The organism is Litorerythrobacter xanthomarinus, assembly GCF_046254955.1.
GTDB lineage: Bacteria > Pseudomonadota > Alphaproteobacteria > Sphingomonadales > Sphingomonadaceae > Qipengyuania_C.
Map to the genome: position 1 here is coordinate 260901 of NZ_JBJXRG010000001.1, position 18955 is coordinate 279855.

Annotated in this window: 16 protein-coding genes and 1 tRNA gene; 7 read left to right on the plus strand and 10 right to left on the minus strand. The window is 58.8% G+C overall.

The window, feature by feature from the left end; translation table 11 throughout:
- Window positions 1–30 precede the first annotated feature (30 nt).
- Window positions 31–1311, plus strand: a complete 1281-nt coding sequence (locus ACEWMW_RS01310) for an SPOR domain-containing protein (RefSeq protein ID WP_409412084.1) — start codon at window positions 31–33, stop codon at window positions 1309–1311.
- A 61-nt stretch (window positions 1312–1372) separates the two neighbouring features.
- On the opposite strand, the gene ACEWMW_RS01315 is transcribed toward ACEWMW_RS01310, so the two are convergent.
- The 3 genes from ACEWMW_RS01315 to ACEWMW_RS01325 all read right to left on the minus strand — a co-directional run bounded on the left by ACEWMW_RS01315 (window position 1373) and on the right by ACEWMW_RS01325 (window position 4526).
- A complete protein-coding gene (locus tag ACEWMW_RS01315) occupies window positions 1373–2191 on the minus strand; it encodes a hypothetical protein (RefSeq protein WP_409412085.1) in 819 nt (272 codons plus the stop codon).
- Window positions 2192–2277: 86 nt separating this feature from the next.
- Window positions 2278–3507 carry a dihydroorotase gene (locus tag ACEWMW_RS01320; protein WP_409412086.1) on the minus strand — a complete coding sequence of 410 codons (1230 nt, stop codon included), beginning with the start codon at window positions 3505–3507 and terminating at the stop codon, window positions 2278–2280.
- On the minus strand, window positions 3504–4526 hold the full coding sequence (locus ACEWMW_RS01325; protein ID WP_409413588.1) for an aspartate carbamoyltransferase catalytic subunit: 1023 nt from the start codon (window positions 4524–4526) through the stop codon (window positions 3504–3506). The genes ACEWMW_RS01320 and ACEWMW_RS01325 overlap by 4 nt, the downstream gene beginning before the upstream one ends.
- 304 nt (window positions 4527–4830) lie before the next feature.
- On the opposite strand from ACEWMW_RS01325, the gene sppA reads away from it, so the two are divergent.
- The 3 genes from sppA (at window position 4831) to ACEWMW_RS01340 (ending at window position 7416) form a co-directional block, all read left to right on the plus strand.
- Complete coding sequence (sppA, locus tag ACEWMW_RS01330; RefSeq protein WP_409412087.1) at window positions 4831–6714, plus strand: signal peptide peptidase SppA; 1884 nt, start codon at window positions 4831–4833, stop codon at window positions 6712–6714.
- A 70-nt stretch (window positions 6715–6784) separates the two neighbouring features.
- Window positions 6785–6856 (plus strand) — tRNA-Val (locus ACEWMW_RS01335).
- A 314-nt stretch (window positions 6857–7170) separates the two neighbouring features.
- Complete coding sequence (locus ACEWMW_RS01340; RefSeq protein WP_409412088.1) at window positions 7171–7416, plus strand: hypothetical protein; 246 nt, start codon at window positions 7171–7173, stop codon at window positions 7414–7416.
- A gap of 285 nt (window positions 7417–7701) precedes the next feature.
- On the opposite strand, the gene ACEWMW_RS01345 is transcribed toward ACEWMW_RS01340, so the two are convergent.
- From ACEWMW_RS01345 to ACEWMW_RS01365, 5 genes are all read right to left on the minus strand, one after another.
- Entirely contained in the window at window positions 7702–8013 is a 312-nt protein-coding gene (locus tag ACEWMW_RS01345; protein WP_409412089.1) for a hypothetical protein, read from the minus strand.
- A gap of 28 nt (window positions 8014–8041) precedes the next feature.
- Window positions 8042–9160: a M20/M25/M40 family metallo-hydrolase gene (locus ACEWMW_RS01350; RefSeq protein ID WP_409412090.1), complete on the minus strand. Its 1119-nt coding sequence runs from the start codon at window positions 9158–9160 to the stop codon at window positions 8042–8044.
- A gap of 18 nt (window positions 9161–9178) precedes the next feature.
- Window positions 9179–9439, minus strand: coding sequence for a hypothetical protein (locus ACEWMW_RS01355; protein ID WP_409412091.1), 261 nt, complete (start codon window positions 9437–9439; stop codon window positions 9179–9181).
- Window positions 9440–9500: 61 nt separating this feature from the next.
- Entirely contained in the window at window positions 9501–11123 is a 1623-nt protein-coding gene (locus ACEWMW_RS01360) for a phytoene desaturase family protein (protein WP_409412092.1), read from the minus strand.
- Window positions 11120–12286, minus strand: coding sequence for an aromatic ring-hydroxylating oxygenase subunit alpha (locus tag ACEWMW_RS01365; RefSeq protein ID WP_409412093.1), 1167 nt, complete (start codon window positions 12284–12286; stop codon window positions 11120–11122). Before ACEWMW_RS01365 ends, ACEWMW_RS01360 begins: the two co-directional genes overlap by 4 nt.
- A gap of 33 nt (window positions 12287–12319) precedes the next feature.
- Between ACEWMW_RS01365 and ACEWMW_RS01370 the strand changes: the two genes are divergently transcribed.
- Window positions 12320–12919 carry a TetR family transcriptional regulator C-terminal domain-containing protein gene (locus tag ACEWMW_RS01370; RefSeq protein ID WP_409412094.1) on the plus strand — a complete coding sequence of 200 codons (600 nt, stop codon included), beginning with the start codon at window positions 12320–12322 and terminating at the stop codon, window positions 12917–12919.
- Window positions 12920–13454: 535 nt separating this feature from the next.
- Window positions 13455–15908 (plus strand): serine/threonine protein kinase, encoded by a 2454-nt coding sequence (locus tag ACEWMW_RS01375; protein WP_409412095.1) that lies wholly within the window; start codon window positions 13455–13457, stop codon window positions 15906–15908.
- Between the two features lie 18 nt (window positions 15909–15926).
- On the opposite strand, the gene ACEWMW_RS01380 is transcribed toward ACEWMW_RS01375, so the two are convergent.
- Window positions 15927–16640 (minus strand): PP2C family protein-serine/threonine phosphatase, encoded by a 714-nt coding sequence (locus ACEWMW_RS01380; protein WP_409412096.1) that lies wholly within the window; start codon window positions 16638–16640, stop codon window positions 15927–15929.
- A 29-nt stretch (window positions 16641–16669) separates the two neighbouring features.
- Between ACEWMW_RS01380 and ACEWMW_RS01385 the strand changes: the two genes are divergently transcribed.
- Complete coding sequence (locus tag ACEWMW_RS01385; protein WP_409412097.1) at window positions 16670–17239, plus strand: potassium channel family protein; 570 nt, start codon at window positions 16670–16672, stop codon at window positions 17237–17239.
- A gap of 11 nt (window positions 17240–17250) precedes the next feature.
- Here the strand turns inward: ACEWMW_RS01385 and ACEWMW_RS01390 are convergent, their stop codons facing one another.
- The gene (locus tag ACEWMW_RS01390) at window positions 17251–18951 is read right to left on the minus strand and encodes a hypothetical protein (protein WP_409412098.1); all 1701 of its coding nucleotides are present in this window, start codon (window positions 18949–18951) and stop codon (window positions 17251–17253) included.
- Window positions 18952–18955 lie beyond the last annotated feature (4 nt).

Below are 18955 nucleotides of genomic sequence, written 5' to 3' on the forward strand. Positions count from 1 at the left end.
GGCCCTGAAGGATTACGGAGGAAACTGACGATGAACATGGTGCACGATAAACGCCGCTTCGGATTGGTACTGACAACCGCGCTAACTTCGGTTGCGCTGGCAGGTTGCTCGGCCGCCGACGCTTCGCCGTCGACCTATTCAGCCAGCGCCTCGGATAGTGCTGTCGCGAAAGCTGCGTACAGCGAAGCGATCGTTTATGCTGAAGATGCGGTTACCGCGGATCCGCGCAATGCAAGCTATCGCGCGCTTGCCGGTTCGGCTTACCTCGATGCCGGCCGCTTCGATGCCGCCGCAACTGCTTATGGCGAAGCGATCGCTCTGGGAGATAACTCCGCACGGACCGCTCTTGGCCATGCCCTCGCCGCAATCGGCGCAGGCCGTCAGGACGAAGCGCTTCGCACGCTGTCCAACTGGGACGGCGCCATGGATGCCGGCGACTATGGTCTGGCACTCGCACTCGCCGGGCGTCCGGCACAGGGCGCACACGTACTCGGCAACGCGATCCGTGACGGCCAGAACACGGCCAAGGTTCGTCAGAATTTCGCTTATGCCATGGCGTTGGCCGGTGATTGGCGCACTGCACGCGTAATGGCAGCAGAAGACGTACCGGCTGACCAGTTGGGCGACCGCCTAGGTGAATGGTCAGCGACTGCCGCTCCCGAATTCTACCAGCAACGCGTAGCCAAGCTGCTTGGCGCTCCACTGGTTCGCGACCCGGGCATGCCTACGCGCCTTGCGTTGGCTAATTTCCCGGAAGAGACGCGCATGGCTGCTGCTGAGGAGCCAGTTGAGATTGCCCCCGTCGCCGTGGTGGCCGAAGCGCCGGTCAAGGTCGCAGCGGTTGAAGCTCCTGCTTCTGCGCCAAGTGGCCCGCGCTTTGTATCGAACGCCGTAGTGCAAAAACTGCCGCAAGGTTACAGCGCAAAGCCCGCTCCGAGCGCCCGCGTCGCTGCGGCTCCGGCTGCGAAGCCAGCGCCTCGCGCCAAGCCTCGTACATCCGCCCCGACTCAGCTGGCAGCTGGTGATCACCGCATCCAGCTCGGCTCGTTCCTAAGCGCCGACCAGGCAGAGCGCGCCAAGGGAGCCTATGCCAAGAAATACCCGCAGCTTGACCGTGACAGCTTCAAGGTCGCCAAGGCCAATGTGAACGGCAAGACCTATTACCGCGTTTCAGCTGGCGGCATGGCCGAAAGTTCGGCCGAACGCATGTGCTCTTCGATCAAGTCTTCGGGCGGTGGCTGCTTTGCCTACGCCGGATCGCGCAAGCTTCCCGGTACCGTCGACAGCAATGTCCGGGTCGCCTCGCGCTAACGCGTTTCCAGTTCTCCATTGGTAGGAGATAAGCCCCTCCCCTAATCCGGGAGGGGCTTTTTTATCCTTGGCCGAGCAAGCCAGGAACGGTTGAAAGCCAGAAGGGCGTGTTCCAGAGTAACTGGCCGATGAGCGCCAAAGGCAAGTAAACCGCCAAGAATATCCAATAAGCCGGATGAACCTTGCGCTGACGATGGAGATCCCACAGGAACATCGGAGCGATCCACAAGAATGTGTAGAGCGGGACGGAAATTGAACTTTCCGGCATCGTATGCGGGATCCACGTTATCCGATCGATTGCGGCTGGAAGTGGCACGCTTGTAGCGAGAATCATCAACCGCTTGTGGATGTCTGGGCGGTTGCGCCGAGCCCGCAGCGCCAAAATCACAAGCAACGGAAATGCAATTGCTGCGCGAAACTGTAGCAGCGCGAGATTCCCGACGTGGTTGACGCGCTCTGCAAGCGCCGTGAATGCCTCGGGAGGTGCAGAGTTGAACTGTTCGTAGACTTGCCCGTACATTGTGGGAACCAGCACGATCCCAGGCAGCACGATCGCCGGCATCAAAACCATGCCCGCGACGCCGGTTTGCATATGCATCGCCCTACGGCCAGTGGCCATAAGGCCCGTCTGTGTCAGCAGAAGAAGAATCCATGTTCCCATCAGCACTGCATGGACATGGAGGATCATGGGAAACGGTGGTCGGACGCCCGTCCTCACCAGCTCGATCTTCATCAGCGAATCGGGGACGAACCCGACCAGCACCGTAGCGAAGAACAAAACCGCCATGAGCACATAAATCCAGCGATCAATGAATGCGGTCATCGATCCGGACTGTGCTGTTGCACCATCGCTTGCTTGTGACTGATGTTGGGTCGCCATTCCTCTTCCCCCCGGTGAGGATCGCGACCAGTGTCCCTATTCTAGACCATTGCTTTGCGATTTGGAAGCGGCACCAATCAGCCTGCTCAGGCGACGTGTACGCCGCCCTTATAGAGTGCGGTCACGCGACCTTGGGCGGGTTGCCCATCGAACGGCGTATTGCCAGCCGTCGCGGCCATTTCGCGGCTATCGACGATCCACGGCTTCTCGGGATCGATCAGCGCGATATCCGCCTCTTTCCCTTCCGCCAACTCGCCAGAATTAACGCCCAACAAGCGCGCCGGGTTGGCTGCAAGCAGCTCGAATGCGTGCGCCATGTCGATCACACCATCGCGCACCAATGTGAGCGTCATTGCGAGCAGCGATTCCGCTCCCGCCATTCCCGGCGAGGCGTCGGCGAATGGCAAGCGCTTGTCTTCCGGACCGCGCGGATCATGTCCCGATGCGATGATTGAGATCGTGCCCTCACCAATCGCTTCGATCACCGCCTGGCGATCGTTCTCGCTGCGCAAGGGCGGCGACAAGCGCGCGAAGGTTCGGAATTCCGCTGTTGCAAGGTCCGAGAGCATGAAATGTGCAGGGGTTACTCCGGCGGTTACGGGAACGCCGCGCTTCTTGGCTATGCTCACGAGGTCCAGCGCCGCCCTGGTAGTTACTTGGCGAAAATGCAGCCGCGCTCCTGCAATCTCGGCCAAAGCAATATCGCGCGCGACCGCCAGTGCCTCAGCTTCTGAGGGAGCGCTAGCTAGGCCCATTCGGCTCGCCATTTCGCCTGCCGTCGCAACGGACTCACCGGCAAGCGCAGCATCCTCGGCATGCGCAATAACGGGCATATCGAGCATTGCTGCGTACTGCAGGACTCGCAGCATCACGCCGGAGTCAGCGATCCATTGCCTACCGGTCGCGACGGCTCTCGCCCCGGCATCGCGCAATAGGGCCAGTTCAGACAGGCGCTGGCCATCAAGCCCCCGCGTCGCGGCAGCCAGCGGATGAACCCACAGATCAGGCTTGCCGCTCATCGCGACGTATTTGGCACGCTCCGGATAATCGAGCGGCGGAACTTGGTCCGGCATCAGCGCCGTGCGTGTGACCCCGCCGAAATGAAATGCCGGCTTGTCGATCGCAAAAACGCCGCAATCGACGATCCCCGGGGCAATCAACGCGCCTTTCGCGTCGACGGTCTCGTCGCCTGATTCCGGCGCGATATCGCCCAGCGCGGCAATCATACCATCGGCCAGCCGAACCGCTCCCACGGCCACTCCCTGCGGCGTGACCAAGCGTCCATTGGTGATCGTGAGCGGTTTGAGCTGTTTCATGCCCAGCCCTCCACGCCGCGCGTTCGCCGTGTCAGCACATCGAGGCAGGCCATGCGAATCGCAACACCCATCTCGACCTGCCGCGTGATGATCGAGCGATCGAGCATATCCGCAACGTCGCTGTCGATTTCGACCCCGCGGTTCATCGGCCCCGGGTGCATCACCAGCGCATCGGGTGCGGCCCGCGCCAGCCGCTCCTGCGTCAAACCATAAAGGTGATGATATTCGCGCTCTGAGGGGATGAAGGCGCCCTGCATCCGCTCGGTTTGGAGGCGAAGCATCATCACCACATCGCTGCCATCCAGCGCCGCGTCGAAATCGTGATAGGGTGTAGCGCCCATCGCCTTCACTCCCGCAGCCATCAGCGCTGGCGGAGCACACAACCTCACTTCCGCCCCAAGCGCTTGCAAGCACAACAGATTGGAGCGGGCGACACGGCTGTGCAGGATATCGCCGCAGATGGTGACGGTCAGCCCGGTAAAGTCTTCCGCCGCATGACCCTTGCCCCGCAGCGCATGCCGCAATGCCAGCGCATCGAGCAAACCCTGGGTGGGATGTTCGTGGCTGCCGTCGCCTGCGTTGAGAACCGGGCAATCGACCTTGCTCGCGATCAGCGCCACCGCCCCGCTAGAGCTATGGCGGATCACAATGGCATCGGCGCGCATGGCATTGAGCGTGATCGCCGTATCGATGAGCGTCTCACCCTTCTTCACTGAGCTTTGCGCCGCATGCATGTTGACGACATCCGCACCCAGCCGCTTACCGGCTATCTCGAAGCTCAGCAGCGTGCGGGTCGAATTCTCGAAGAAGGCATTGATGATCGTGAGGCCCGACAGCGCATCTGTATGCTTCGACTGGCCGCGGTTCAGCTGAACCCATTGTTCCGCCTCTTCCAGCAGATAGAGAATCTCATGCCGTTCAAGTTGGCCGATACCGAGCAGGTCACGATGCGGAAAGGCGGCGCTGCCCGCCGGGAAGCGCTCTGAGGCTTCGGTTTCGCTTCCTCTATACTCGACCATGAACTTGCGCAGTTTCGATGCGGTGCTGCTGCGCAAATCGCGGCCTGCTTTCAGCTGTGAGACGAATGGCTTGTCATTCATCGCCAATTCGCCAAATCGCGTCTCCGACATCCCGTGGCGGTGGCAAAAATTCTCTATCTCGCGAATCAGATCCTGCATGGATGGAGCCTCTAGGTTGGATATAACCAACCGTCTAGCCTTGTGCGCCAATTTCTCGCTTCAAGTGTCGAAAATCCCTTTAGAATGGAACTTTTCGGTGATCGTCCCTAGATGGAGCGCCACGAACAACAGGGAAGCACTGAATATGAGTTTTGCAGGCAAGGTCTGGCGATTGCTGGTCGGCATCAAGGACGGGTTGGCGCTCGTCTTCCTACTGTTGTTTTTCTTCGCCATCTATGCCGTGCTTTCAGCGCGTCCCAATGCGGCGGAAGTACGCGAAGGCGCGTTGCTGCTGAACCTTGACGGATATTTGGTCGAAGAGCGTGCGGCGATTGACCCGATTCAGGCGCTGATCCTTGGGCAGGCACCTGTAAACGAATATCAGGCGCGCGATCTGGTACGCGCGATCGACGCCGCCGCGACGGACGACCGGATCAAGGCAGTGGTGCTCGACTTGAGCGGATTTCTTGGCGGCGGGCATGTACATATGCAGGACGTCGCGGAGGCGATAGGCCGGGTGCGCGCAGCGGATAAGCCGGTATTGAGCCATGCGCTTTTCTATAGCGATGATGCGATCATGCTTGCTTCGCATTCCAGCGAAGTTTGGCTCGATCCCAACGGCGGCGCCTTGATCCAGGGTCCGGGTGGCAACTTCCTGTTCTACCGCGATCTGCTCGAGAAACTGCAAGTGAACGCACGCATTTACCGTGTCGGCGCGTTCAAGTCCGCGGTCGAACCGTATGACCGCGATGAGTTCTCGCCGGAAGCACGGCAGGACATCCAGGCGGTCTACGATGCGATCTGGACCGAATGGCAGGCGCAAGTGAAGAAGGCACGGCCCGCTGCTGAAATCGATCGGATCACCAAAACGCCGGTCGAGTGGGCCCAGGCGAGCGGCGGAAATCTTGCCAAGGCGGCGCTCGATAGCGGCCTCGTCGACAAGCTTGGCGGTAGAGTCGAGTTCGGCGAGCGCGTCGCGGAAATAGTGGGCGAGGATGCATGGGATGAGATGCCCGGCAGCTATGCCAGCACAGATTACGACGCGTGGCTGGCAGAGATCGAACCCGAAACTCCCGGCAAGGCAATCGGGGTCATCACTATCGCTGGGACGATTGTCGATGGCAACGCAGGACCCGGCACAGCCGGAGGCGACCGGATTGCGCGGCTGCTCGACGAAGCTCTCAACGATGACCTTGCCGGACTTGTTGTACGAGTCGATTCACCAGGTGGAACGGTCACAGCATCGGACGTGATCGTACGCGCAATCAACCGCCACAAGGACAAGGACATCCCGGTGGCGGTTTCTATGGCCAATCTCGCGACAAGCGGTGGCTATTGGGTATCCACGCCTGCCGATCGCATTTTCGCAGAACCCGAATCGATCACTGGTTCTATTGGAATATTCGCGGTCATCCCCACTTTCGAAGGCACACGAGATCTGCTCGGAATCGGTGCGGACCGGATCGGCACCACACCGCTATCAGGCCAACCGGATATCATCGGTGGTTTAACTCCCGAAATGGACGCGATCCTGCAGGCCTCGATTGCTGCGGGTTATGAGAAGTTCCTCGGACGTGTTTCGACCTCGCGCGACCTCACCCGCGATCGGACCGACGAGATCGGCCAAGGCCGAATTTGGGACGGAGGGACAGCGCGGCAAATCGGATTGGTAGACCAGTATGGCGGACTCGATGAGGCGCTAGATTGGGTTGCCAAGGAAGCCAAGCTGGCCGACGGCGAATGGCACGCAACTTACATTGGCGAGGGCTCGCAAGAATATGATACGCTGCTCAGCGCGCTTTTGTTCGGTGGAGAATCCAGCGCAAAGGGCGCCGGTGATATCTTTTCCTTGGCCGCTCGCCAGCAAGACGAATTGGGGGCTCGCTTACAGTCCGATCTCTTGCGACTGACCGGCATCAGTGGGGCGCAAGCCTATTGCCTTGAGTGCCCTGTCGTAACGCGTAATCCGCGGTACTCGGCGCAGGATCGCAGCTGGCTCGCCACGCTGGCTCGCCTCTTTGCTAGCTAGCTTTTCGCCCTTGTTTTAGGCCTGCCCGCGTGGCAATGGCCCGCGCCTGCCGGTCACCTGACCCATCGGCGGTCGCGTAGCTCAGTAGTAGAGCACACCCTTCACACGGGTGGGGTCGCAAGTTCAATCCGTGCCGCGCCCAACATTATTCTCAAACATTTTCTTTCGGTCGGAAGTTTGATGTCCTCCGCAATTATGCACCACACCATATGGGATAGTCAGTAGGTCTAAAGACGCGTTCTATTTTACCAAACTCCACGATGCCAGAAGCCCGTAAACTGCGCTTGAGTGATGCCGAATCACGGCCGTCCTATTGGTCGCATGCGAGCGTGCGCCGATACTATTATTCAATATCAGGATGTCACAGATGAAATCCACTCAACTATCCAGGATTCTCCCACCCTTGAAAACTACTGCTATGCCCACCAGCACTGATGGGTTCCCAACGAATTGCGCGTGACAAATATCAAATCTGCAGAGCAGGTAGATTCGATCTCCTCCAGCATTTCGGACTGCCCGATCTCGGTAGCCGCGTTCACAGTCGCTTTCTCGAATGTCCGGAGCAACGTTATCCCGTTTGGAATCATGTTGCGGAGCCGCGACGCATTTGCGCGTCACTATCATTGCCGCCCGCATCTCGCCCTCGGTGGTTTCGGACTCACCCGATTCGGTGCCAATGGCGAGACAGTCACCAGTTTCTAGAAACTTGAAAAAGTCAGCCCGACTGTTTAACAAAACGGCGGAATTCTCGGCCGCAACTTCAGGACTTTTGAAAACACCCAATCGCATGCCAGCGGGTAGCTGATCGTTGGGGACCACACGCTTAAGCTCACCTCCGTCCCCGATGGGTGGGATAGGCGCCAGCCAAGAACGTTCGGGGACCAAGGCACTAGCCGCTGGTTGACCGCACCCCGCAGCGCGACATCGGTAATCCCACGATAGGTCCCGACATTGTGAACGGTGGTGAAACCGTCCTTGAGCGCGACTTCAACATTTGCGCGCACCGATCAACGCAGTCAATTGCGGCGATGTTTTCAGCGGCAGCACGACATCAGCATCTTGCCCAGCGTCAGTCAGGTAATTGTGGAGGCCGATCGATCCCAGAAGAACCGTAGAAGCCGACCAATCAAGTATTCTTGCTCCCTTAAGAGCGTGACCACACGGCTCAGCCCGTATGATCAGATCGTTCTCGATCAGTATGCACTGTTCCGCCAGTAGTTGCCTACTTCTTTCATCGAGCAGGTGCCCCGCCTCGACATATTGAGACTGCACACTCGCCGGCATGCCAGCAGCAGGCATGCGATCCACGGCCAGGACATGAGGCTCCTCATTTCGAAGCCAGTTCTTTCAAGAGCACATGGTAATAATGGATGCTCTTTGCGATATTGGTGATCGGGACGCGCTCGTTGAGGCCGTGCGCGTAGTTGTCGCTCGGCTTCATGAAGGTCCCGCTGGCGCCGTAGCTCGGCACGCCGAGCGCGCGATACCACATTGAACCGGATGCACTGGAGGCCTGCGAGGCAATGAACGGCAGGTCTCCGAAACTGGCACGTACCGCCTTCGTCGCGGCATCGACGAAATACCTGTCATAGGGCGAAGCATCTGCCTCTATCACATAGTCGGCGTTGATTTCCTCGATGGTCATGGCCGGTTCGTCCGCAACCCGCTTCAACTCCTCGATGATCGACGCTTTGCTGTTGCCGGGAAAGATTCGGCAGTTGACGTATCCAACCGCATGCTGCGGCAACGTATTGAGAGCATGCCCGCCTTCAATCATCGTCGGGACGCAGGTGGTCGCGATTGTACCCACCATGGAGGGTTCGGTTCGCAACACCGCGACAGCTGCTTTGTCGTTTGGATCTTCGGCGAAGGCGCGCATGGCCGCCGCGAGCAGCGGGTCACTGACGAAGTCAGCTGCCTTGGTGAAGTATTCTTTCGTGATATCGTTCAGTTCGGGAGCAAAGTGATATTCTCCGATGCGGGCCAAAGCGCCGGACAGCTGAACAATTGCGTTGGTGTCCGTTGGCCATGAGCTGTGGCCACCGGGATTGCTCACTTCAAGCTTGAAGTCCCCATAGGCCTTCTCCGCGCCTTGCCACATGAAGAAGGCTGGCTCGCCAGTGGAATCGTCGAGGACACCCATGCTACCGTCAACATTGAGCACCAGCCTCGCATCTTTCAGCTGCTCGGCGATCATCTTCGACGTCAGCATGGCAGTCTCTTCATCGCCCGAATAGGCGATCACGATACTACGCTTTGGCTTTAATCCTTGCTGGCGCAGCAAAGTCGTGGCGACCATCGCCTGGACTGCATCGAACTTCGTGTCGCTCGCGCCGCGTCCATAGAGCAGCCCGTCTTCCACGATCGGGGTAAAGGGATCGCGCTCCCAGTCTTCTGCCTTGGCTTCAACCACGTCCATATGTGCCGAGATGACGATCGGTCCCAATGAGGGATCGCTACCGGGTCAGGTCGCAATGAGATAGGCAGTGTCCTCGAAAGGCACGACCTCGATTTCGCTGTCTGACCAACCGCCCTCCAGCAAGGCACCGCGGAATAAGGCGGCAACCTTGTCGGTTTCATTACCATCACCTTGGACTGAACGAAGCGCCATGGATTGCTTGGTCAGCTCGATGACCTGGTCGACAGCGTCCGAAGAGTCTTGTGCATTGGCCGCTGTGATCGGCGCGAGAGCCAGGATGCTGGCGGCGAAATGACAAGCGCGCATATTCGATTCCTCTCCATTTTCCGCTATTTGCGTAGCACCGCATGCATCGAGACCGAAATACCTAAGTCGCGGAAAAGCGACGCCACTTGCCTCCATCCGCGATCACTTCGCGCGCGCAATTGTGTCCGGGAGCGCCCGTGACGCCGCCGCCGGGATGCGTGCCAGCGCCGCACATGTAGAGACCCTTAACAGGCCCGCGATAGGCACCGTTGCCAAGCACTGGTCGGGCTGACCACAGCTGGTCGAGGCTCATGTGCCCATGCATGATATCCCCGCCGACGAGGCCGAACTTCCGATAGAGACTCTTGGGGCTGAGCACCTGGCGCCCTAGGATCGAGGCGCGGAATCCGGGTGCAGCCGCCTCAATCGTGTCGATGATCGTATCTGCGGCAGCATCCTCCTCGTCGTCCCAGTCGCGCGGAGTTCCGTCTTCTTTGGCGGTCAGTTCAGGCGCGAATTGCTGGCAGAAAAGGCTGGCGACATGCTGGCCCTCAGGTGCGAGGCTATCATCGACCGTGCTCGGGATCAGCATCTCGACGATCGGTTTCTTCGACCAGCCATGCGCCTTTGCGTCGAGGAAGGCCTTGTCCATATAGTCGAGCGTCGGGGCAAGGATGATGCCCGACTGGTGATGCTCGCCCGGCTCCGGCAGTGCGGTAAACTTCGGCAGTTCGGAGAGCGCAACATTCATCCGGAAGGTCCCGCCGCCCGCCTTGAATCCGCGCATCCGGCGCCGGAAATCCTCCGGCTGGTATTCGGATGCGAGCATCTTGCCGTAAAGCAGCTTGGGCCCGATATTTGCAATGACCCGCTTGGCCGCGATCTCCTCGCCGCTTTCGAGCCGGACGCCGGCTACGTTATGGCCATCGACCAGCACTTGGTCGACCGGTGCCTCGAGACTGACCTCGACCCCGCACTGGCGGCAGACATCAGCCATGATCTGCGTGATCGTGCCCATGCCGCCGACCGAATGGCCCCATGCGCCCTTCTTGCCGTTCACCTCGCCGAAGACGTGGTGCAGCAGCACATAGGCGCTGCCCGGCGTATCGGGGCTGGCGTAATTGCCGACCACGGCATCAAACCCGAAGGCGGCCTTGACCGCCTCGCTCTCGAACCACTGGCCGAGGAAGCTGGTTGCCGACTTGGTGAACAGGTCGAGGATATCGCGCTTGGCGGCAAGTTCGAGGCTAGACACGCCCCAGCCCTGAATCGCGCCGGAGATCAGCGTGCGCAGTCCTTCGCCCACGTTCGGCGGTGACTTCAGCGCCAGGTCGCTCAGCACTTCGGCCACGCCCTCAAGCGCGTCGTAATAGGCGGGCAGCGCCTCGGCATCGGCATTCGAGAACTTGCGGAACTCGTTTTGGGTGCGTTCGAGCCCTCCGCCGAGCTTGAGGTAGCCCCCATCCTCCTGCGGCAGGAAGTTGGAGATCGGGCGTTCGATCACACGATAGCCATGCTCGTGGAGCCGCATGTCGCGGATGACCTTGGGCTGAAGCAGGCTAACCGTGTAGCTCGCCACCGAATTGCGGAAACCGGGATGGAACTCCTCTGTCACCGCCGCACCGCCGACCACGTCGCGCCGCTCGACAATGCGAACCTTCAGCCCGGCCTGCGCGAGGTAGAAGGCGCAGACCAGGCCATTGTGCCCTGCGCCGATGATCACGGCGTCGTATTGTTTGGTCATTTGTTGCTCCAGCCGGCGGGTGGTTGGATTTCGAGACGCGCCTCGGGAATGATGCCGCGCATCCGCTTGCAGAAGTGCTTGAGGCAGACTTCCTTGTCCGACAGCGAACCCATGGAGAAGCTGCGTGAGGCCATACCCTGCTGCACACGGCTGATCAGCTCTGTATCCTCGGCATTGACCTGGCGGTTTATGCGCCAGTTGAGGTAGCGTGCGGCGCGCATCTGCCTTCGCTCATCGGACAGGACATAGCTGATCTCGCGGATCAGGCAGGTCGTCGGCCCGGTCGGCAGCCACTGCATGAAATCGACCTGATCGGGATAGATGTCGAAGGCGACATTGGGCCACAGCTTGAAATAGGTCCAGTGGCGCTGGCGGTCTTCGGGCAGGTGCGGGACTGGCGGCAGCAGCTTTTGGTACATGCGCTCGGACCAGTTGGCGCTCTCTCGATCGACCATGTCGCCCCACATGCGGTCGACATTCTCTTCGGCATCGACGCCATAACTCTTGCCGAACAGGCGGGTGAGGCCGGGATGAGCGACGGGGATATGAAGTCCATCGGAATAATTGTCGCCGACGTTCTTCCAGTTCACCTCGCGCGGGCGCAGCGTCACGCGACCCAGAGCGCGGAGCTCCTCGAAACGATAGGGTGCGACCATGGCCTCGAAAGGCGCCATCATCGCCGCAACGCTCGGCCCGTCGGCATCCTCGAGGCGGACAAAGACGAATCCGCGCCAGATCTCCAGATCGACTGGAACGAGTCCTGCGCGGTCACGGTCCAACGAGGGATAGCTTGCGCTGTCGGGCACGCCTGTTAGCTTTCCGCCGAGGTCGTAGGTCCACGCGTGATAGGGGCAGACTAGCTTCTTCGCGCATCCCACCGCGCCATCGACCAGCCGCGAGCCCCGGTGGCGGCATACATTGGTGAAGGCGCGCAGAACTTCGTCCTTGCCGCGGACCACGATCACGCTCTCGCCGCAATACTCGAGCGTGTGCCAGTCGCCGTTTCCGGGCACGTCGTTCAGGTGGCAGACAACCTGCCAGCTGGGGCGAAAAATGCGGTCGAGTTCGAGGCGATGGAACTCGGGATCATGGTAGGTCCACGCCGGCAGGCTCCACCCGTCGAGCGGGTCGGGATCGGCAGAATTACGCAGCTGCGTTGCCATAAATCGCTCCTTGTTGTACGATCGCATAACAACATGCGCCGAAGAGCGAAAGCCTTTACCCGCGCCGACCCGGACGAACGGCGGCAGAGCCTTATCGAGGCGACAGCGCGCGTGCTGGCCGAAAAGGGTGCCGCGGGCGTTTCGGTTCGAGCGATCTGCGCCGAGGCCGGGGTCTCGCCCGGGCTGCTGCGCCACTATTTCTCGGGGTTGTCGGAGGCGCTGGCGGAAAGCTATCGCTGGACAGGACAGCAAATCGCGAATGCACTCAACAGTGCAGTCGAAGCTGCCGGAACGGAGCCGCGAGCGCGCCTGCTAGCCTATGTCACGGCCAGTTTTCGCCCGCCAATTGCGTCTTCTGAACTGCTTGCGAGCTATGTCGGCTACTGGAGCCTGACGCATAGCGATACTCGCATCGCCACTGTGCGGTCAGAGGTCTATGGCGATTTTCGTACTGGTCTCGAGCGCTTCCTGCTTGAGTGGCGCCCCAGCATTGCCGATCCCGCCCGCGCAGCGATCGCGCTCACAGCTCTGATCGATGGGTTGTGGCTGGAGTTATCGCTAGGCGATGCGCCTTTTTCGGCGGCTGAGGCCGAGGCACTGGCCGAAAAGTGGTTGGAGAGCCTTGCCAACTAGGCTGTCACCTTCTTGCGCCTCGCTCATCAGAAGAGCGGATGATCGGCAGACTTCAGCGCCAAGCTCCATCCGGGCGCTTCAATACCCTGCGCCTCTCAGCCTCCACTAGGCGTAAACCGCGTCAATAGCGTCGAGAAGACGCCCAATCTTGAGCCGCCAAGCCGAAAACGCGAAAGCTGGGTAGAGAGCCCAAAAGCCGCACCGCCGCGTGGCAAATATCAATGCCACGCCCTGCGGCCAGATCACCTACATTCCGTTGTGAGACCGGGAAGGACATCCACCAATGCTACTGGTTGAGCGACTATCTGGAATGTGTTGAAAAAGCGAGCACGAGCTGCTTGCCTTGCGACGTCATGGCATGGCGTACGCTCTGCCCTCGCCGGCCGACTGTTAAATCAGGTGCTTTTGCTCCGTCAGTGCTCTTACGAGATGTCTCTCAAATTCAACGTATTCAACCACTAGACTAGAATTTCCGGCACTCTTGTGCAAACAGTCAGGTACAGTACTTCAAGCGTGTCGGGGGCACCGTCATTCGATGAGCAAGGCATACAGCAACAAAGCGCTTCCTTCGGGAACCATCCTGCGTGAATGGCGGCTGGAGGACGTGCTTGGCGTCGGCGGTTTTGGCATCGTCTATAGAGGCCGCGGCATTTATTTCGACGAGCTGGTCGCGATCAAGGAGTATTTCCCTAGCGCTATCAGTGAGCGCGATGACGAAGCGACCGTAGTTCCAATCGATTCAGGCGCCGAAGAAGTGCACGCGCTGGGGCTCAAGAAGTTCGTCGAAGAAGCCAAACTGCTTTGGAATCTGTCGACCCCTTCTAGGCACCCAAACATCGTGAGTGTGCGCAGCCTATTCGAGATCCACGGCACCGCTTACATGGTAATGGATTTTGAAGACGGTGTTTCCCTGACCGAAGTCCTCAAGCGCGGCGATAAGCTGGACGAGGCGAAACTGCGCGAGATGGTCCTTCCGGTCGCGTCCGGTCTTGAACGCGCACACCGCGTCGGTGTGCTACACCGCGATATCAAGCCGTCGAACATCCTGATCACCGCTAGCGGGCAACCAGTCCTAATCGACTTTGGATCTGCACGGTTCGAAACTGAAGGCGTAACAAGCACGACAGTCACCTTCCACACTCCGCCGTATGCCGCGATCGAACAATACGTAAAAACCTATGAGCAGGGCCCCTGGACAGACATATACGCGCTAGGGATTGTACTGTATCGCTGCATTACTGGCGAAAAGCCGGCCGAAGTGCTCGAGCGAATGCACGGCGAAAAAGAGCAGGCCCTGGTCGAGGGAAACTGGCCCGGCTACAGCAGAGCGTTTCTGGCGGCAGTCGATGCTGCGATGACGATCAAGCCTAGCGATCGACCTCAGTCGTTGCCGGAATGGTTGGCGATGTTCGATTCAGAAGGAAGCGATCCGCTAGGCGTAGGCGGCGAAGTGGATGACGATGACGCGACTCGGATCGCGCCGATGCTAGGCTCGGTCAATGAGATCGAGCCTGCCAAGCCAGCAAAGGAAGCCAAGTCGGAGCCTTCTAAAGCGAGCAAAGGCGCTGCCGACCCAACACAGGTCCCTGATGATATCGATGACGCCGAGTTCAAGATGGCCGGCGATGTCGAAACATCCGACAGCCTGCCCGAGCCGGAAAAGTTGCGGGATTCGGACAAAAAATCGAAGCCGAAGACAGAAACGATTTCTGGGCTTGCCTCCGCCGCAGATAAGCCGGACAAAGATGGAGCCAACAAGGGCAAGAGCGAAGCGGATTCAGTCGTAGCTGCCGCCTCGAAGAAGTCCGGAGGCGACCCAAATACAAGTGAAAAGGATGGCAGCACACGTAGAGCCGCACCGGGCGCGAAAGCCGACGGTAAAGCCAAATCGAAGCTTCCCTTGCTTCTTGGCGGTGCAGCTGCACTAGCAATTGTAGGCGGACTGGTGTGGGCGTTGAGCGGTACTGGTGATCCCAAGCCTCAGCCTGTCGTAATTGCAGAACCGATCTCCCACGATGACGGATTTGGTCCCGCACTATTGCAGTTGGTAGCACTAGCGCGCGAAAATGATATTGACGCGCAAGCGATCGAAACGCTTGAAAACCGCGCAGAGAGAATTTCCAGCCTGGAAACGGAAAATCTCTCGTTATTCGACGATCCTGCGCGCGAAGCCGATGTAAGCTTTAATCGCCTCAGGATTGCCGATATCACTCGCGCAAGCCTGGAAGAGCTGGCTGTCGGCATGGCTCAGGCTTTGACGGGCGAAACAAGAGCATTGGTCGCAGTCGCCCCTTGGGCCGATCCGCGCGTTACCAATTCAGCGGACGAAGAAAGCAGCGAGTTACAGGGTTTGGCAGCAAACTTGGAAACTACTCTGCGACAGGCCAGGCAATCGATCGAAGACTTGCGCAGCGCCGAGAACGCCGAAGATGCCGTGCCGTTGGCTCAACAGGTGGTCACTGATTTCGCGACGTATAGACAGGCAGCGGCTGCTGCGATCGAAGCCAATCCGAAAGCACGGAAACCAGATACAAACGAAACGGCGACTGCCAGCCCGACTAGCCGGGCCACTCCATCCTCCTCAACCAGTACTCGCAGTCCCACAACAAGCAGACCGGCGACCACTCGCAGCACATCTACGCCAGCGAGTAATAGCGGTATCAGTATTCGCGATGTCCGCTCCCAATTGGATGACGTTTCGGATTCCACCCGAAGCCGCGCAAGCGAAGTCATATCAATGGCGAGAGTGAGAGAGCCTGGCAGTGGTGCAAGTGCCGCCGCCAAGGAAGCGTACAGGACCCTGCAAGCAAACGCCGATGCGGCCCGCGAATACAGAAGCTACATGACTGAGCTCAAACGATCCGCAAGAAGAGCAGATACGGTTGCTGAAGCGCAGCAACTTTTGGCTCTCGGTCGGCAAACGAGCCGCTACGTCTCTTCTATCCAGACTAGCTCCGCCGCGGCCCGAGCGGTGCTCAATCGCGAGTGACGGAACAACCCGGCTCGATCAAATTACCCGAATAACGATTACGCTGACATTGTCTGGCGCGCCTCGGGCGAGAACCATATCTACCAGTTCGCCACAAGCCTGTGCGGGATTTCCGCTAGTAACTACCTGGCAAATCTCGTTTGCCTCCACACAGCACGTCAGTCCGTCGCTGGCTATTATGAAAATGTCATTTGCCTGCGCGACATCCACCACGTGATCGATTTCGAGCACCTTGTCCGCACCGACTGCACGAGTAATGACATTGGCATCGGGATGGTGCTCGGCTTCCTCGGGTGTGAGTAAGTTATTATCGACCAGTTTTTGGACCAGGCTATGATCGCGCGTAATCTGCTGGATCTGCCCGTCCCTAACGCGATAGCCGCGACTGTCTCCAACCCAGAAACAAAAGTAGCGACCGTCGTCAGCGATAATGAGGCCAACCGCGGTGCTGCCCATCTTGCGCAGGCGATCGCCGACCATCATTTCGACCATCTCGGTATTGGCCTCAAGTAATGCAGCCTCTACTTGGCGAAGCGCGGGGCCGAGTTCGATTTCCGTGACCGAGCGCTCCAAGGCTTCAACCACCATCGCGCTGGCAACTTCGCCCGCTTCATGGCCGCCCATTCCGTCGGCGACGGCCCACATCGAGCGATCGGTCAAATCCAGAAGCGAATCCTCATTGATCTTGCGCTTCAGCCCGACATCGGTGCGACTGGCAGAGTGGAATCGCATTTCGGCTTCCTAGTTGACCGGGATTTTTCTTGTCTTCCATCCTTATGCCGTTTTTCCAGTCACCTGCAATCTTGATGGTGGCCAGTCGAGAATTGGGATGGCATAACCGCAACACTAAAGAGGGCAAATCGGGGGCTCGGGAGTTGCTGCTAACCATTCTCGTGACGCTTGTCGCAGTCGCGCTCTGCAATGCAGTCCACTTTTTCTCATTGCGGCAGCTCGCGTTTGTGTTCCGTGAATTCCCCCCGCCAATTCGCCGCCCGATGCTGGTCGTCTCGTTCGCGGTCATCGTCATTCACCTAATAGAGGTGGCGATCTACGCGGTTTCCATGTGGTTATTGTCAACTTGGGAGCGCGGTGTGTTGCTCGTCCCGGGCGAACCACCAATCAGTAGTCCAACCGAATTCTTCTACTTCTCGATAGCAAGCTACACCACGCTAGGGATCGGCGATATCGTGCCGCAGGGGGATTTGCGCGTCGTAGTGGGCATCGAGGCATTGCAGGGTCTAATCCTGATCGCCTGGAGCGCCTCTTTTACGTACCTTGTGATGGAAAAATTCTGGACTAGAAAAGACGCAGTTGGTCTTGATGATGGCTAGCTAAACGAGCATCAAGCCGGAACTTCCAAGGAACGCTCGCTGTAGGTAGTCGTCCATTCGTTGAGGTCCGCGAGCATTATGTGCGATGTCACCTGAAGCTCGGCAGCAAGCTCCTCGATGTTCTCTATTGCCGCGAGACGTTTTGCGTTTTGGCGCAATGCTGCTGAAGATTCCGCTGATCGATTGGCTTGAAGCAAATGTTCGCCATGGCCGCGCATGCCGAAAACGGCTGCGCCCGCGGCCGGCAACCCGGCTGTGAGAAATACGATCCAGGGCGTAAGCGAATAAAGCATGTCTGGAACGGTGAAATAACCGACAATGAAAAGAACACAGGTCGCGATGACGCTGCCCATCAGGAAATTCCCGACCTCGTGCAGCCGGTGGTCAAGTTCGCGCATGCGATGCGCATTTACCTCGTGATATTCGGCCTGGGGTAAAACCTGTTCTTCAATCGCCACCTTCGCGAGTTCGATCACCTGCTCGCGTGACATTTCCCCTCCGGGACTCGACATTTCCCGCCAGATCGCAGCAGTGTACCACCGGGTCCAATCGGTGCCGGCCTCTTTGCGGTGGGCGCCAAGTATGAAGTCGCTTCTGAATGGTGGACCTGACAGGCCAATGCGCTTGAGATAAATCAAAGGACGCAGTGATTCTGCAAGGTGCCGATATTGCAGCCACCGGCGGTGCCAATCGCCCTTTTTTCCTGCCCCCGTGTTGTAAAACAGCAGGCCGATCAGCAGTAGCTCCGACATTACCAAGTAAAGCTTGATGGATGGAACAATTAAACCGGTAAGCGCCACAAGTACCGCAATCGCGGACAGCGCATAGTTCGTAATATGGCCTGACCGAAATCGCTGAGCGTAGCGTATCGCGAGGAAGTTCGCCCAGCCGTACCCGCGTTCCAGCGGCATTCGTAGCGTCGGAGGGTAGTTGTCACGGACGACCGACCGCTCCCTTTCGATTTCGCTATCTATCGATTCCTGCAGCCAGGGTCGCGCGGGCAGCGGCTTAATCCGCAACATCGCAAGCATGATGGAATATTCGAACCGAAAGTTTTTGTGGTTTTCGACCTCGGCATAGTAGTCGATAATGTGCTTCCGCTCGACTTGCTCGTGAGGCGCAAGGATTTCAGTCAGCATGCGCACATAGTCGTCAGGAGAGTCGAGCTTGCCCAGCTCTGGCTCATCGAAATCTCCGCCCATGATCAGCCTGACGCTGGAAGCATCTTCCTTTGCGCGGTCGATATAGAGGTGAATGATAGGAACACCTTCGCGAAGCGCCAACTCAACCACGTGGGCCGTTCCTCCCGGCCCATTGCCGGGTTCGCCATCCCAGATTGCAATGATGACATCCGATGCCGCGATTACCCCTTTGCCGACAAGCACATAAGCATCGTTGGCAGATCGATCGCCGGGCAGTGTCATGACATTGTCTGCGTCATTCAGGAATTCTTGGAATTGCTCTAGCTCAGTGCCTTGGAAATCCTGAGAATATTCTTCCACTTTGAATGGCAACAGGGCGCGAACCTGGAAATCGTTGGCCCGCGCACTTTGCGCGGCGATTTGATCCGATCCTGTGGCGAGGGGCGTGTGGAGCCGCAGGATCGGTTCAACATCGTCGAAAATCTCAGCTTCGCGCTCACGAAGTGCTACGGTCGCTGTCTTCAGGTGGGCGAAAATTTCGTCCAGCTTCTTGCCAACAACGGGCGTCAACCGG